The 14,706-nt window shown below is 69.0% G+C and carries 9 protein-coding genes; 5 read left to right on the forward strand and 4 right to left on the reverse strand.

The features are described from left to right. The first annotated feature begins 126 nt into the window (after positions 1-126). Positions 127-1,506, forward strand: coding sequence for an alpha-amylase family protein (locus ACIRR9_RS08690; RefSeq protein ID WP_403749088.1), 1,380 nt, complete (start codon positions 127-129; stop codon positions 1,504-1,506). On the opposite strand, the gene ACIRR9_RS08695 is transcribed toward ACIRR9_RS08690, so the two are convergent. Continuing rightward, positions 1,482-2,345 carry a helix-turn-helix transcriptional regulator gene (locus ACIRR9_RS08695; protein WP_403749091.1) on the reverse strand — a complete coding sequence of 288 codons (864 nt, stop codon included), beginning with the start codon at positions 2,343-2,345 and terminating at the stop codon, positions 1,482-1,484. The two genes, ACIRR9_RS08690 and ACIRR9_RS08695, sit on opposite strands and share 25 nt — an antisense overlap. Positions 2,346-2,432: 87 nt before the next feature. Here ACIRR9_RS08695 and ACIRR9_RS08700 point away from each other — a divergent pair, with 87 nt between their 5' ends. Next, positions 2,433-3,215, forward strand: a complete 783-nt coding sequence (locus ACIRR9_RS08700) for an SDR family NAD(P)-dependent oxidoreductase (protein ID WP_403749093.1) — start codon at positions 2,433-2,435, stop codon at positions 3,213-3,215. A 45-nt stretch (positions 3,216-3,260) separates the two neighbouring features. Here the strand turns inward: ACIRR9_RS08700 and ACIRR9_RS08705 are convergent, their stop codons facing one another. Both ACIRR9_RS08705 and ACIRR9_RS08710 read right to left on the reverse strand, forming a co-directional pair. Next, complete coding sequence (locus ACIRR9_RS08705) at positions 3,261-3,818, reverse strand: DUF4232 domain-containing protein (protein ID WP_403749096.1); 558 nt, start codon at positions 3,816-3,818, stop codon at positions 3,261-3,263. A 316-nt stretch (positions 3,819-4,134) separates the two neighbouring features. Then, on the reverse strand, positions 4,135-6,213 hold the full coding sequence (locus ACIRR9_RS08710; protein ID WP_403749099.1) for a carbohydrate-binding module family 20 domain-containing protein: 2,079 nt from the start codon (positions 6,211-6,213) through the stop codon (positions 4,135-4,137). A 189-nt stretch (positions 6,214-6,402) separates the two neighbouring features. Here ACIRR9_RS08710 and pulA point away from each other — a divergent pair, with 189 nt between their 5' ends. The 3 genes from pulA to ACIRR9_RS08725 all read left to right on the forward strand — a co-directional run bounded on the left by pulA (position 6,403) and on the right by ACIRR9_RS08725 (position 13,861). Next, positions 6,403-11,775 (forward strand): pullulanase-type alpha-1,6-glucosidase, encoded by a 5,373-nt coding sequence (gene pulA / locus ACIRR9_RS08715; protein WP_403749101.1) that lies wholly within the window; start codon positions 6,403-6,405, stop codon positions 11,773-11,775. Between the two features lie 72 nt (positions 11,776-11,847). Then, entirely contained in the window at positions 11,848-13,470 is a 1,623-nt protein-coding gene (locus tag ACIRR9_RS08720; protein ID WP_365343300.1) for a fused response regulator/phosphatase, read from the forward strand. Between the two features lie 34 nt (positions 13,471-13,504). Continuing rightward, on the forward strand, positions 13,505-13,861 hold the full coding sequence (locus tag ACIRR9_RS08725) for a 5-carboxymethyl-2-hydroxymuconate Delta-isomerase (protein ID WP_403749104.1): 357 nt from the start codon (positions 13,505-13,507) through the stop codon (positions 13,859-13,861). 151 nt (positions 13,862-14,012) lie between these two features. On the opposite strand, the gene ACIRR9_RS08730 is transcribed toward ACIRR9_RS08725, so the two are convergent. After that, positions 14,013-14,702 carry a TetR/AcrR family transcriptional regulator gene (locus tag ACIRR9_RS08730; RefSeq protein ID WP_403749106.1) on the reverse strand — a complete coding sequence of 230 codons (690 nt, stop codon included), beginning with the start codon at positions 14,700-14,702 and terminating at the stop codon, positions 14,013-14,015. Positions 14,703-14,706 lie beyond the last annotated feature (4 nt).

Here is a 14,706-nt window from a genome sequence, read left to right on the forward strand (position 1 = left end):
CCAACTGGGTGGCGGGCCCTTAACATCTGCGCAACCGCAAGGTTTCAGCAACATTTCTGCAAGAGCTTCAGTGCGAGATTCGGCACGAGATCCAGCACGAGCCTTCAACGGCGAAGGAACCCCCACATGGCACGCAAGACCCTCGCAGCAGCGGCAGCGCTGGCGGCAGCCACCTCCGTCATTGTCATGACCCCGACCGTCGCGGACGCCTCCCCGCCCGGCACCAAGGACGTCACCGCCGTCCTCTTCGAGTGGAACTACGGCTCGGTCGCCAAGGAGTGCACCAGCACCCTGGGCCCCGCGGGCTACGGCTACGTCCAGGTCTCCCCGCCCGCCGAGCACATACAGGGCTCGCAGTGGTGGACGTCGTACCAACCGGTGTCGTACAAGATCGCGGGCCGGCTCGGCGACCGCACCTCCTTCCAGAACATGGTGAATACCTGCCATGCGGCCGGTGTGAAGGTGGTCGTCGACACCGTCATCAACCACATGTCGGCGGGCAGCGGCACCGGCACCGGCGGCTCGTCGTACACCAAGTACAACTACCCCGGCCTGTACTCCTCCTACGACTTCGACGACTGCACCTCCCTCGTCTCGAACTACGCCGACCGCTGGAACGTCCAGCACTGCGAACTCGTCGGCCTCGCCGACCTGGACACCGGCGAGGAGTACGTCCGCAAGACCATCGCCGGCTACATGAACGACCTGCTCAGCCTCGGCGTCGACGGCTTTCGGATCGACGCGGCCAAGCACATCCCGGCCGAGGACCTCGCCAACATCAAGACCCGGCTGACCAATCCGTCCGTGTACTGGAAGCAGGAGGTCATCTACGGCGCCGGAGAGGCCGTCCAGCCCACCGAGTACACCGGCAACGGCGACGTCCAGGAATTCCGCTACGCCTACGACCTCAAGCGCGTCTTCAACAACGAGAGCCTCGCCTACCTGAAGAACTACGGCGAAGGCTGGGGATACATGAGCAGCTCGGTCGCCGGGGTCTTCGTCGACAACCACGACACCGAGCGCAACGGCTCCACCCTGAACTACAAGGACGGCGCCAACTACACGCTCGCCAACGTCTTCATGCTCGCCTACCCCTACGGCGCCCCGGACATCAACTCCGGCTACGAATGGTCGGACGCCGACGCCGGGCCGCCCAACAACGGTGTCGTCAACGCCTGCTGGCAGGACGGCTGGAAGTGCCAGCACGCCTGGCCGGAGATCATCCGCATGGTCGCCTTCCGCAACGCGGTGCGCGGCGAGTCGGTGACCAACTGGTGGGACGACGGAGACGACGCGATCGCCTTCGGACGGGGCGCGAAGGGCTACGTGGCCATCAACCACGAGAGCGGCACGCTGACCCGGACCTACCAGACCTCGCTCCCGGCGGGGACGTACTGCAACGTGCAGAACAACACCAGCGTGACCGTGAACGGCTCCGGGCAGTTCACCGCCACCCTCGGCAGCAACACGGCCCTCGCGATCTACGCCGGGAAGTCGACCTGCTGATCCATCCGCTGCGTCCCGACGACGGCCAGCAGACGCAGCGCCTCCTCCGACGGTGAGCCCGGAGTGGCGGTGTAGATCACGACCTGCTGGTCCCGGTCGGTGATGTCGAGGGCATCGCAGTTCACGGTGACCGGGCCCACCACCGGGTGCCGGAAGGTCTTGCACAAGGTGGGCTCGGCGGACACGTCGTGCGACTCCCACAGCCGACGGAACTCCTCGCTCCCGGCGAGGAGTTCGGCCACCAGCCCGGTCACCTCCGGCGAGTCGGGGTAGCGGGCGGCGACGGCCCGCAGCCGCTGTGCCGAGAGCCGAGCGAAGGCGTCGACGTCCGACACCCCGTACAGCCTGCTGCCTTCCGGGCGCGGGGTGAGGAAGGCGCGGCGCACCAGGTTGCGGTCGCGCGGGGGCAGCGCGGAGAAGTCCTCCATGAGGGCTGCGGCGAGATCGTTCCAGGCCAGCACCTCGAAGGTTGCGGACGTCACGAAGGCCGCGGCCTGCGGCAGCCGGCGCAGCAGGTCGAGGAGGCTCTGCCGCACCTCGCGCGAGGGCCCGGGCGGCGGCCCCGCCGGCGCCCCGGCGAGGTGATGGAGATGCCCGCGCTCGGCGTCCGACAGCCGCAGCGCCCGCGCCAGACCGCCCAGCACCTCCCGCGACGGACGCGGCCCCCGCGCCTGTTCGAGCCGCGTGTAGTACTCGGTCGAGATGAACGCCAGCTGCGCCACCTCCTCGCGCCGCAGCCCCGGCGTACGGCGCCGCGGGCCGCGCGGCAGCCCCACCTCGGCGGGGGAGATCCGCTCACGCCGGCTGCGCAGGAACGCCGCGAGTTCTTGCCTGTCCATGCCTTTCAGTGTGCGCCAGGTGCCGGACCCCATCCAGGTACCGCCGGTGCCTGGATGAGCCGCCGGGCCGGGCCCAGGCTCGAAGCCATGACGAACACAGTGACGACCGGCCAGGGCCTTCTCACCGACAAGGTCGCCTTCATCAGCGGCGCCGGGCGCGGCATCGGCGCCGCCTCCGCCCGGCTCTTCGCCCGCGAGGGCGCCCGGGTCCTGCTGGCGGCCCGCACGGAGGACCAGCTCAAGACGGTCACCGAGGAGATCCGCGCGGCGGGCGGCACCGCGGACTACGTGGTCTGCGACCTGGCCGACGCGGAGAGTGTCCGCGCCGCCGTCGACCGCACGGTGCAGGTCTACGGCCGCCTCGACATCGCCTTCAACAACGGCGCGATCGCCCAGCACCCCGGCCCCCTGGACGAACTCCCCGAGCCGGACTTCGACCAGGTCACCAACGTGAACCTCAAGGGCGTCTGGCTGGCCATGACCGCGGAGATCAAGGCCATCCGCGCCACCGCTTCCGGCGGCGCCATCGTCAACAACTCCTCCGTCGGCAGCCTGCGGGCCAATCCCGTCCTGCCCGTCTACGGTGCCCTGAAGCGGGCCGTCAACAGCCTCACCCAGTCCGCCGCGGTCACCTACGGCCCCGAGGGCATCCGCGTCAACGCCGTCGCACCCGGCGGCACGCTCACCGAGATGGTCCGCGACTGGGACGCGGCCACCCCCGGCGTCATCGACCGTCTGAGGTCCATGACCCCGCTGGGCCGTACGGCCGCCCCCGAAGAGATCGCCGAAGCCGCCGCCTGGCTCCTCAGCGACCGGGCGTCCTTCGTGTCGGGCGCGATTCTGCAGGTGGACGGGGGAGCAGGCGCGTGAGAGGCCGCCACCGGGCTCCCGGTGGCGGCCCGCCCGGCCGTGAGGTCAGGGCGTGACGTCGATGTGCCTGGCCAGCGCCGTGACGGAGAGGTCACCGTGGTCGACCCACTGACGGAAGGCCAGCGTCTTGTGCTGGGTCGAGGCGGGCGGAGTGATCTCCAGGTAGGAGGCGTGCACCGCGCCCGAGGTGCCGGTGTTGGCGTGCGTCCAGGCGACCACGGCCTCGGCGCTCTGGCCGTCCTTGAGGACCAGGGTCTTCTTGCCCGGGTCCTTGGCGTACCAGGTGTTGCCCCAGTGCGTGTGGGTCGTGAGCGCCCGGTGCGCGGAGTTCTCCAGGCCCAGGCCCGGGTAGCCGCGCAGCGCGCAGGTCCTGCCACTGAGGTTGCGCAGTCTGATGACGACGCCCTCGTGGTTCATCCCGCCGGCCAGCTGCTGGCCGAAGGTGGCCTTGAGCGCGGCGGCGGAACAGGTCGGCGTGGCCTTCGCGCTGCTCGTACCCGCGGCCGAGGCGGTACCCGCCCAGGCGATGCCCAGGCCGACGACGGCGACCGCGGCGAGCGCGGTACGGCCGTACCTGCGGCCGGTGCTCCGGTGATCGTTCATGATGACGGTGCTCCACTCGTGTCCTGCGGCACGGGGCGCGGTGTGCGCCCCGTGCCGTCCTCTGGTGCCGTACACGAGGTTCGATGCGCGATACCGCGGAATTGTTCGAGGGAGACCGCGGCAATCTTTCCGGACCGTGCCCGACTCCCACGTCACGTTCCCGGCGCTGTCCCTTGATGCGGGACAGCTCGTCTTTCATACGACAGGAGCAACGACGCCGATACGGATCGGTCACGGCTTCGAAAGTGCACAGATGAACGGGCTCTCGTCGGCGTAGGCCGACGAGAGCCCGTCCGTGGGCGTTGGGCTTGCTCGACTACTTCCAGGTGTCGCTGGTGGTGTAGCCCGAAGAAGTGCCGGTCGTGTAGGAGCGGTTGGTGCCCGACTCCCATGTCACGGTCCCGGAACTGTCCTTTTTGACGAACTTATAGTCAAATGTCGTGCTCTTCGGGACGATCACCAGCTTGCTCCACGTCGGGTACGACTCCGACGACAGCGGGATCGCGTCGCTGGTGTTCCAGGAGCCGAGGGAGGCGATGGAGCCCACGACGTAGACGTTGGTGCCCCAGGTGGTCGTGGCGTACTCGTTGAAGGTCACGTCCGTGGCGTCGGCGTTGGCCACGTTCCAGGAGTTGTTGAGGGAGACCGCCGACGTGGTGGTCGTGGCCGACCTGTTGGCGTTGGACTCCCAGGTCACGTTGCCTGAACTATCTCTCTTGACGTACTTATAGGTGAAGGACGTGTTGATCGGTACGCTCACCTCCCCCGACCAGATCGGGTACCCGGAGGACGACAGCTGGATCGCCTTCGAGGTGTCCCAGCCGCCCAGGGCGGAGATGGAGCCGACGACGTAGACGTTGGTGCCGGTGGTCGTCGACGCGTACTCGTTGAACGTCGCGCTGACCGTCGACGTCGAACCGCCGCCACCGCCGCCCGCGTCGCCGCAGCCGACCGTGCAGGTGTAGGAGGAGTTGTAGAAGGCGACCGCGCTCTTCGCCGGGATGGTGAGGGAGGCGCTGCCGCCGGAGACGGTGACCTTGGTGGCCCCGCCGTCGACGACGTTCGAGTACGTGCCGTCCGCCATGCCGGTGGTGAACGTGTAAGTCGCTGATGAGGAACCGTTGTTGAGCGCGAAGAAGCCCGCGCCGCTGCGGCCGAAGCCGATGACACTGGAGGACATGGTCTGCCAGTTGGAGACCGCCGCCGTGTCCACCGCGTTGTGCCAGGCGACCATGCCGACGACCCCGGTGTCACGGTCGAGGCAGTACCAGGAGCCACTGGAGCAGTCGGTGTCCGTGACGAAGCCGGACGAGTTCGGCGGGGCCTGGTCGCTCTGTGTCCACTCCCAGCTGGCGTAGACCGTCGGCGTCGACCACTTGTAGGCAAGCTCGAAGAGGTTCGCCAGCTTGTAGGTGTCGCCGTCCTTGTACGACATGTGCAGGCCGTTGCGCTCGGTGTCGTGGTTGGTCACGAAGGACACCGAGTTGGCGGCCGGCAGGATGCCGCTGCTGGAGAGGGACGAGAGGTCGCTGACGTTGCCCTGGAAGGCAGACTTCATCTTGCTCGCGTAGGTGAAGTCCAGGACGTCACCGGAGCCGTAGTAGTCGCTGGGCTGGGGGGTCGAGCCCGGGTACACCTCGTCGAAGATGTACGGCGCGGCCCCGGACGTCGTGGTGTTCAGCTTGGCGACGATGGCCGCCATGTCGGTGGCCGGGATGTGCTTGGCCGAGTCGACGCGGAAGCCGTCGACGCCCAGCGCGATCTGCTTGTTGAGGAAGGCGGCGAGGCCCGAACGGACGTTGTCCGCGCTGGTCTTGAGGTCGGGCAGGCCCAGTAGTTCGCAGTTCTGGACCTGGGTGAGGTTCGAGTAGTCCTGGATGGTCAGGTCGGAGGTGGGGCAGTCGGCGGAGGTGTGGTAGTCGCTCGGGTCCCAGTCCGGGGTGTCGTACTTGTTGGTGATCGTGGTGCCGTCGTAGCCGGTGCCGGTCTGGGCGGCCGTGTGGTTGATCACCGCGTCGGTGTAGACCTTCACGCCCGCGGTGTGGCAGGCGGTGACCATCGCGGCGAACTGCGTCGCGGTCCCGAATCGGCTGTTCAGGGTGTACGAGTAGGGCTGGTAGACGTCCCACCAGTAGTAGCTGGACTGCTTGAGGGACTCGGAGGGCGGGGCGACCTGCACCGCGCCGTACCCGGCCGGGCCGAGCACGTTGGTGCACTCGGACGCGATCGAGTTCCAGTTCCATTCCCAGAGGTTGGCGATCACGTCGCCCTTGGCGGTGGTGTCCGCCTGTGCGGCGGTGGCCGGCAGGGCGACGACGCCCGCGAGCGCCAGGGCGCCCGCGGCGATCGCGACGGCCGTGCGTCTGAAGACACCCGGGGGTCGGTGTCCGGTCATGTGCGGCTCCCAAACAAGAGGGACAGGCTTCAACAACCCTGGAGCGTGGGCCAGTTGAGACAGCGCGTCAATACGCCTCGTGAAAGTTCTTGCTGTGAGTTTCAAGCCTCTTGCTGTAAACCTTTCGTTAGCGATACGGTCGCGCCGGGTCGGACCCAAGAGAGCCGCTATCGCTAGGAGTTCACACCGGTGATACATGTCAGACGGGTCGCGGCCGTCGCCGTCGCCGCCCTCGCAGTCGCGCTGGTGCAGCCACTCGCCGCACATGCCGACACCCCGCCCGCGCCGCCCTCCGACGCGAAACTCGCCGCCGAGCCCGCCCGGCACGACGACACCCGCGAGCAGTTCTACTTCGTCATGCCGGACCGTTTCGCCAACGGGGACAAGAGCAATGACAAGGGCGGCCTGACCGGCTCCCGGCTCTCCACCGGATACGACCCCACCGACAAGGGCTTCTACCAGGGCGGCGACCTCAAGGGCCTGACCAAACGGCTCGACTACATCAAGGGGCTCGGCACCACCGCCATCTGGATGGCCCCGATCTTCAAGAACAAGCCCGTGCAGGGGACGGGGAGCAACGCCTCCGCCGGCTACCACGGCTACTGGATCACCGACTTCACCCAGGTCGACCCGCACTTCGGCACCAACAAGGACCTGGCGACGCTCATCTCCAAGGCGCACGCCAAGGGGATGAAGGTCTTCTTCGACGTCATCACGAATCACACCGCCGACGTCGTCGACTATGAGGAGAAGTCGTACGACTACCTCTCCAAAGGTGCCTTCCCCTATCTGACCAAGGACGGGCGGCCGTTCGACGACGCCGACCACGCGGACGGGAAGAAGAGGTTCCCGGCGGTCTCCACCGCCTCCTTCCCGCGCACGCCCGTCGTCACCAGCCGGTCCAAGGTGCCGTCGTGGCTCAACGACCCGACGATGTACCACAACCGGGGCGACTCGACGTTCGCCGGTGAGTCCGCGACCTACGGCGACTTCTCCGGCCTGGACGACCTGTGGACCGAACGGCCCGAGGTCGTGCAGGGCATGGAGAAGATCTACGAGCGGTGGGTGAAGGACTACGCCATCGACGGCTTCCGGATCGACACCGTGAAGAACGTCAACATGGAGTTCTGGACCCAGTGGGCGACCGCGCTCGACAAGTACGCGGCGCAGCACGGCCGTAAGAACTTCTTCATGTTCGGCGAGACCTACTCCGCCGACACGTCCGTCACCTCCCCGTACGTCACCCAGGGGCGGCTGGACGCGACCCTCGACTTCCCGTTCCAGGACGCGGCCCGCTCCTATGCCTCGCAGGGCGGCAGCGCCCAGAAGCTGGCGAGCGTCTTCGGCGACGACTACAAGTACACGACCGACAAGGCCAACGCCTACGAACAGGTCACCTTCCTCGGCAACCACGACATGGGCCGGATCGGGTACTTCCTGGAGCAGGACAACCCGAAGGCCACGGACGCCGAACTGCTGGCCAAGGACCGGCTCGCCAACGAGGTGATGTTCCTCAGCCGCGGCAACCCGGTCGTCTACTACGGCGACGAGCAGGGCTTCACCGGCTCCGGCGGGGACAAGGACGCCCGGCAGACGATGTTCGCGTCGAAGGTCGCCGACTATCTCGACGACGACGAGATCGGCACCGACCGCACCGCAGCCAGCGACTCCTACGACACGAGTGCGCCGCTCTACCAGCAGATCAGCGCTCTCTCCAAGCTGCGTGCGGCCAACCCCGCGCTCGCCGACGGCGTCCAGACCGAGCGCTACGCGGCCGACGGCGCCGGTATCTACGCGTTCACCCGGACGGACGCGAAGACCGGCCAGGAGTACGTCGTCGCCTTCAACAACGCCGGCACGGCGAAGACCGCGACCTTCACCACCGGCTCCGCCGGGATGGGCTACCGCGCGCTCTACGGCACGGACGGCACCGTCACCTCGGACGCCTCCTCCCAGGTCACCGTCACCGTCCCGGCCGAGTCCGCCGTCGTGTACAAGGCCTCCGGCGCCCTCGCCGAGCCCGCGACCGCACCCGCCCTGACCCTCACCGCCCCGGCCGCCGGCGCCACCGGCACCGTCGACCTCAGCGCGGACGTCACCGGCGGACAGCTCGACCGCGTCGTCTTCGCCGCCCAGGTCGGCAACGGGAAGTGGACCACCCTGGGCTCCGCCGACCACGCCCCCTACAAGGTCACCCAGACCATCGCCAAGGACGTCCCGGCCGGCACCGCCCTGCGCTACAAGGCGGTCGTCATCGACTCGGCGGGGCACACGGGCAGCGCACTCGCCGCCACCACCTCCGGCACCCCGCCCGCCGCCGAGACCCCCACCGCCTCCTCCCGCGACTACGCGATCGTCCACTACAAGCGCACCGACGGCGACTACGCCGACTGGGGCCTGTACACCTGGGGCGACATCGCCGACGGCGAGGCGACCACCTGGCCCGCCGGTCACCCCTTCGTCGGCCGGGACGCGTACGGCGCCTTCGCCTACGTCAAGCTGAAGTCCGGCGCCTCGAACGTCGGCTTCCTCGTCGTCGACAAGGACGGCAACAAGGACGTCTCCGCCGACCGCTCCATCGACGTCACCAAGACGGGCGAGGTCTGGGTCGAGCAGGGCAAGACGGACGTCCTCACGACGCGGCCCTCGGACGCGTACCCCGCCCAGGACACCACCAAGGCGGTCATCCACTACCACCGTGCCGACGGGAACTACGACGGCTGGGGCCTGCACGTCTGGACGGGTGCCGCGAACCCCACCGACTGGTCGAACCCCCTGAAGCCGGTGAAGACTGATGCCTATGGCGCGGTCTTCGAGGTACCGCTCACCGCGGGTGCCACCAGCCTCAGCTACATCATCCACAACGGCGACACGAAGGACCTGTCCGCCGACCAGTCCCTCGACCTCAAGTCCGACGGCTACGAGGTGTGGCTGTTGAACGGCCAGGACAAGCACCTGCTCCCGCAGCCCGCCGGCAGCGCGGCCGCGCTCGACCTGACCACCTCCAAGGCGATCTGGATCGACCGGAACACGGTCGCCTGGGACGGCGTCGACGGTGCCGCCTCCACCCAGCTGCTCTCCTCCCACGACGGTTCGATCGCCGTCAAGGACGGGGCGCTGACCAGTGACGACGAGCGCTGGCTGCGGCTGACGAAGACCACGCTCACCGACGCGCAGAAGGCGAGGTTCCCGCACCTGAAGGACTACACGGCCTGGTCCGTCGATCCGCGTGACCGCGGCCGGGTGCGCGAGGCGCTCAGCGGTCAGCTGGTCGCCTCGCAGCGGGCCGCGAACGGCGCGGTGCTGGCCGCCACCGGCGTACAGATCGCGGGCGTGCTCGACGACGTGTACGCGACGGCCACCAAGGCCGCCCTCGGCCCGGTCTTCCACCACGGCAAGCCGACCCTCTCCGTCTGGGCCCCGACCGCGCAGTCCGTCGCCCTCGAACTCGACGGCGCGGTCAAGGCGATGCACCGCGACTCCGCCACCGGCGTCTGGTCCGTCACCGGCCCCGGGTCATGGAAGAACAAGCCCTACCGGTACGTGGTGAAGGTCTGGGCGCCCAGCGTCCGGAAGATCGTCACCAACAAGGTCACCGACCCCTACTCGGTCGCCCTCACCGCGAACTCGGAGCGCAGCCTGGTCGTCGACCTCGATGACAGGTCCCTCGCCCCCGGCGGCTGGTCGACCTACACCAAGCCCAAGGCCGTACCGCTGAAGGACGCGCAGATCCAGGAGCTGCACATCCGCGACTTCTCGGTGGCCGACAAGACCGTCCCGGCGAAGGACCAGGGCACCTACCTGGCCTTCACCGACAAGAACAGCGACGGGTCCAGGCACCTCAAGGCCCTGGCCAAGGCGGGGACTTCGTACGTCCACCTCCTCCCGGCCTTCGACTTCGCCACGGTCCCCGAGAAGAAGTCCGACCAGGCGAGGACCGACTGCGACCTCGCCTCCTACCCGGCCGACTCGGAGAAACAGCAGGAGTGCGTCTCGGCGATCGCCGCGAAGGACGCCTACAACTGGGGTTACGACCCGTACCACTTCACGGTCCCCGAGGGCTCCTATGCCACGGACCCGGACGGCACCGCACGCACGGTCCAGTTCCGTCAGATGGTGAAGTCCCTCAACCAGGACGGTCTGCGGGTCGTCATGGACGTCGTCTACAACCACACGGCGGCCAGCGGCCAGGCGGACACCTCCGTCCTGGACCGGATCGTGCCGGGCTACTACCAGCGGCTGCTCGCCGACGGCAGTGTCGCCAACAGCACCTGTTGCGCCAACACCGCGCCCGAGAACGCCATGATGGGCAAGCTGGTGGTCGACTCGATCGTCACCTGGGCCAAGGAGTACAAGGTCGACGGCTTCCGCTTCGACCTGATGGGCCACCACCCGAAGGCCAACATCCTCGCGGTCCGCAAGGCGCTGGACGCGCTGACCCTGAAGAAGGACGGCGTCGACGGCAAGAAGATCATCCTGTACGGGGAGGGCTGGAACTTCGGCGAGGTCGCCAATGACGCCCGCTTCGTCCAGGCCACCCAGCAGAACATGGCCGGCACCGGGATCGCGACCTTCTCCGACCGCGCCCGGGACGCCGTACGCGGCGGCAGCCCCTTCGACGCCGACCCCGGCATCCAGGGCTTCGCGTCCGGGCTCTACACCGACCCCAACTCCTCCACGGAAAACGGCACTTCGGCCGAGCAGAAGGCCCGGCTGCTGCACTACCAGGACCTGATCAAGATCGGCCTGACCGGCAACCTCGCCAAGTACCGGTTCACCGACGACGACGGCAAGGACGTCACCGGCGCCGAGGTCGACTACAACGGCTCGCCCGCCGGCTACGCGGACGCGCCCGGCGACGCCCTCGCCTATGTCGACGCACACGACAACGAGTCGCTGTTCGACGCGCTGACGTACAAACTGCCCGCCACGACCAGCGCCTCCGACCGGGCCCGGATGCAGGTCCTGGCGATGGCCACGGCCGCCCTCTCGCAGGGCCCGTCGCTCTCCCAGGCAGGTACGGACCTCCTGCGCTCCAAGTCCCTGGACCGCAACTCCTTCGACAGCGGAGACTGGTTCAACGCCATCCACTGGAACTGCGCCGACGGCAACGGCTTCGGGCGCGGACTGCCGACGGCCGCCGACAACGAGTCCAAGTGGTCATATGCCAAGCCCCTGTTGAGTTCGGTGAGCGTCGGATGCGCGCAGATCGACGGGACCTCGGCCGCGTACCGCGATCTGCTGAGAATCCGTACGACCGAGAGCGCGTTCTCGCTGGACACGGCTGGACAGGTGCAGTCGAAGCTGTCCTTCCCGCTGTCCGGGAAGGACGAGACACCCGGTGTGATCACCATGGAACTCGGTGACCTCGTCGTCGTGTTCAACGCGGCACCGGAGCAGCGGGAGCAGCGGGTGACGGCACTGGCCGGCACCGGTTACCGACTGCACCCGGTGCAGGCCTCGGGCGCGGATTCCGTTGTCAAGTCCGCTTCGTACGAGCGGGGAACGGGTACGTTCATCGTCCCGGGACGCACGGTGGCGGTGTTCTCCCGGACCAGGTGACGGTGGCGTTAGGTTGGTGGGGCAGGCCCGGCACCGGGTCTGCCCCACCGGCGTTGTCCAGGGGCTGGGAGAATGGACGTCAACGGCAAGCTGACAGACACGACCGTGCTGGTCGTGGACGACGAGCCCGCGAGCCGGTACGCGATGGGCACCGTGCTGCGCCGGGCCGGTCACGAGGTCGTCGCGGTCGGCGGCGGCGCGGAGGCGCTCAGCGAACTCGATGTACGGCTGCGCAAGGGCCACCTGCCCGACGTGGCCCTCATAGACGTGCACCTGCCCGACATGAGCGGCTTCGAGCTGTGCCGCCGGCTCAGGGAGCGGCCGCACATGGCCGGACTGCCCGTCGTGCACTTCTCCGCCCTCTCCGTCGCCCCGGCGGACCGCTGCCCGGGACTGGACACGGGGGCCGAGGCGTATCTGACGGTGCCCGCCGAACCGGAGGACATCGACGCCGCGGTCCGGGCCGCGGTGCGCGCCGCCCGGCTGCGCGCCGACGACCAGGCACTGGTACGGCGGCTGAAACGGCTGTCGGAGACGATCGTCACCATCCAGGCCTCACGCTCGCTGCACGAACTGGCCGACGCCGCCGCGGACGGCGCCGCACGGCTCCTCGGCTGCCCCGCCGCCGTCTTCGTCCTCGACCAGGACGACGAGCTGTACCGCGGCCTGTGCCGGGAGCGCACCTCCCTCGCCCTGCCGGACGAGGGCGCCCACCGGGAGGTGGCCGGCCTGCTGAGGCGGCTCACCCGGGGGCAGTCCGGGGTGCAGATCACCACCGTGCCGGCGCCGCTGTGGCCGGCCGGGTTCTTCCGGCCCGGAGTGCAGCACGACGCCCGGCTGACCCTGGTCCTCACCCAGGACGGCAAGGTCCCGGTGTGCCTGGCCACACCCACCCGCGGGCTGCGCAGGATCGACCCCGAGAACGAGGCGCTGCTGGCCCAGCTGGCCCACGCCACCGCGCTCACCGCCGAGCCGCTGCTCATGTACCAGGTGGAACGGCATGTCGCGCTCACCCTCCAGCACAGCTTCCTGCCGCGCCCGCACCAGCTGCCCGAGCTGCCGGGCGTCGACATAGCGGTGCGCTACGAGCCCGCTTCCCAGGAGACGGAGATCGGCGGCGACTTCTACGCCGCGCTGCGGGTCGGCGACCAGGTGCTCACCGCGGTGGGCGACGTCGTGGGGCACTCGCTGGACGCGGCCACCGTCATGGTCGAACTCCGGCACGCGCTGCGCGCCTACTGCCTCGCCGAGAGCGACCCGGCCGCGCTCGCCGAACGGCTCGACCAGCTGCTCCAGCACTACCACGCCGATGTCACGGCCACCGTCTGCCTCGCCCTGATCGACCCGGAGACCGGGCGCACCCGGATCGCCAACGCGGGGCACATCCCGCCGCTGATACTGGGCGAGGACGGCAGCGCCGAGTACGTCAAGGCGTCCGGTCCGCTGCTCGGGGTCGGCCTGCCCCATCCGCCGCCCACCGAGCTGGTCCTCGCCCCGGCCGACCGGCTCCTCATGATCACCGACGGCCTGATCGAGACCCGCGGTACCGACCTCACGGTCTCGATGGAACAGCTCCGGGCCGCCGCCGTCGGCGCCCTGCCCGGCCTGGACGCCCTGTGCGACACCCTCCTCGCCTGCTTCGGCCGCGACCGCGAGGACGACGTCGCCCTGCTGGCACTGAGCCTGGCGAACTAGGCTGGGCCTCAGTTGCCGTAGAACAGGAGTGCCCATGCCGCAGATCACCGTCGACTACTCCGCCACGGCGGATGCCGCCTTCGACCGGGCCGGCTTCGCCAAGGCCCTGCACACCGCCGTCGTCGAGATCGCGGCCGCCAAGCCCGAGGCCTGCAAGACCTTGTTCCGTGCCGCGGACGCCACGGCGTACGGCTACGAGGAGGAGGGTGGCCACGTCATCGTGCACGTGACGTTCGGCCTGCTGGCCGGCCGCGCCGACGAGACGAAGGCGAAGCTGACCGAGGCGACGCTGGAGCTGTTGCGGGAGCATCTGAAGCCGGAAGGGTTCGTGCTGCACGCTTCTGCCGAGGTGCGGGACCTGGACCCGTCGTACCGGAAGTACGAGGGCTAGGTCGGCTTGTGCCGTCCACGGTCGTCGTTCGGCTGTCGCGCCGTCGTGGTTGCTCGCGCCCCTTGCAGGGGCCTCGGGCAACGCCCCGGTAAGGGGCGCGGGGAACTGCGCGACCGGCCCCCACCGGCCCGCAGCCGCCCTCCGACCCGACTCAGCCCGCCAACGCAATGAGCCGGCCGGCCAGGTCCGCGAACGGCCCGTCCGTCGGCTCGTCCTGGACCATGCGCTTGACCAGCGCGCTCATCTCCTCGTCGTACGCCGCGCTCACCGCGGCCAGCGCGGCGAAGTCGTGGACGAGCTGGACCTCCAGCTCACCGCGCGGGATCCGGCGGCCGTCCAGCCAGATCAGCGCCGTGGACTCGGCGAGCGAGATCCAGGAGCGGACGACCAGTTCGAGGCGGGCCGGCGCCTCGGCGACGTCGAGGTGGGAGAGGATCTGCTCGTACGCGGCCTGCCGCACGGAGTCGATGAGCGCGTTGGTCGCCGAGGAGCCCACCGCCGGGCCGCCGCGCATCAACGCGGCGAAACCGGGCCCGTGTTCGTCGACGAAGTCGAAGAAGCGGCGCATCACACGCAGTAGCCGGGCGCCGAGCGGGCCCTCCTGCGGTTCGGCGAAACGACCCGCGAGATCCTCCGAGGCGCGCTTCAACGCGGCCTCGTACAGGCTGAGTTTGCCGGGGAAGTAGTGGTAGACCAACGGCCGCGAAATGCCCGCGGCCGCGGCTATCTCGTCGATGGAGACCTCGTCGGGCGAGCGACGGCTGAACAGTTCGAGGGCTACGCCGATCAACTGCTGCCGCCGCTCGTCGACTCCCATCCTGCGGCGTACCCCGGTACTCATACGA

It is taken from the genome of Streptomyces sp. NPDC101234 (genome assembly GCF_044767525.1).
Classification (GTDB): Bacteria; Actinomycetota; Actinomycetes; order Streptomycetales; family Streptomycetaceae; genus Streptomyces; species Streptomyces sasae.

What these genes read in the sequence shown, in the direction of transcription:
- ACIRR9_RS08725 (WP_403749104.1), top strand. Translation starts at nt 13,505, where the DNA reads ATGCCGCAGATCACCGTCGACTACTCCGCCACGGCGGATGCCGCCTTC.
- ACIRR9_RS08700 (WP_403749093.1), top strand. Translation starts at nt 2,433, where the DNA reads ATGACGAACACAGTGACGACCGGCCAGGGCCTTCTCACCGACAAGGTC.
- ACIRR9_RS08720 (WP_365343300.1), top strand. Translation starts at nt 11,848, where the DNA reads ATGGACGTCAACGGCAAGCTGACAGACACGACCGTGCTGGTCGTGGAC.
- ACIRR9_RS08710 (WP_403749099.1), bottom strand. Translation starts at nt 6,213, where the DNA reads ATGACCGGACACCGACCCCCGGGTGTCTTCAGACGCACGGCCGTCGCG.
- ACIRR9_RS08695 (WP_403749091.1), bottom strand. Translation starts at nt 2,345, where the DNA reads ATGGACAGGCAAGAACTCGCGGCGTTCCTGCGCAGCCGGCGTGAGCGG.
- ACIRR9_RS08705 (WP_403749096.1), bottom strand. Translation starts at nt 3,818, where the DNA reads ATGAACGATCACCGGAGCACCGGCCGCAGGTACGGCCGTACCGCGCTC.
- ACIRR9_RS08730 (WP_403749106.1), bottom strand. Translation starts at nt 14,702, where the DNA reads ATGAGTACCGGGGTACGCCGCAGGATGGGAGTCGACGAGCGGCGGCAG.
- ACIRR9_RS08690 (WP_403749088.1), top strand. Translation starts at nt 127, where the DNA reads ATGGCACGCAAGACCCTCGCAGCAGCGGCAGCGCTGGCGGCAGCCACC.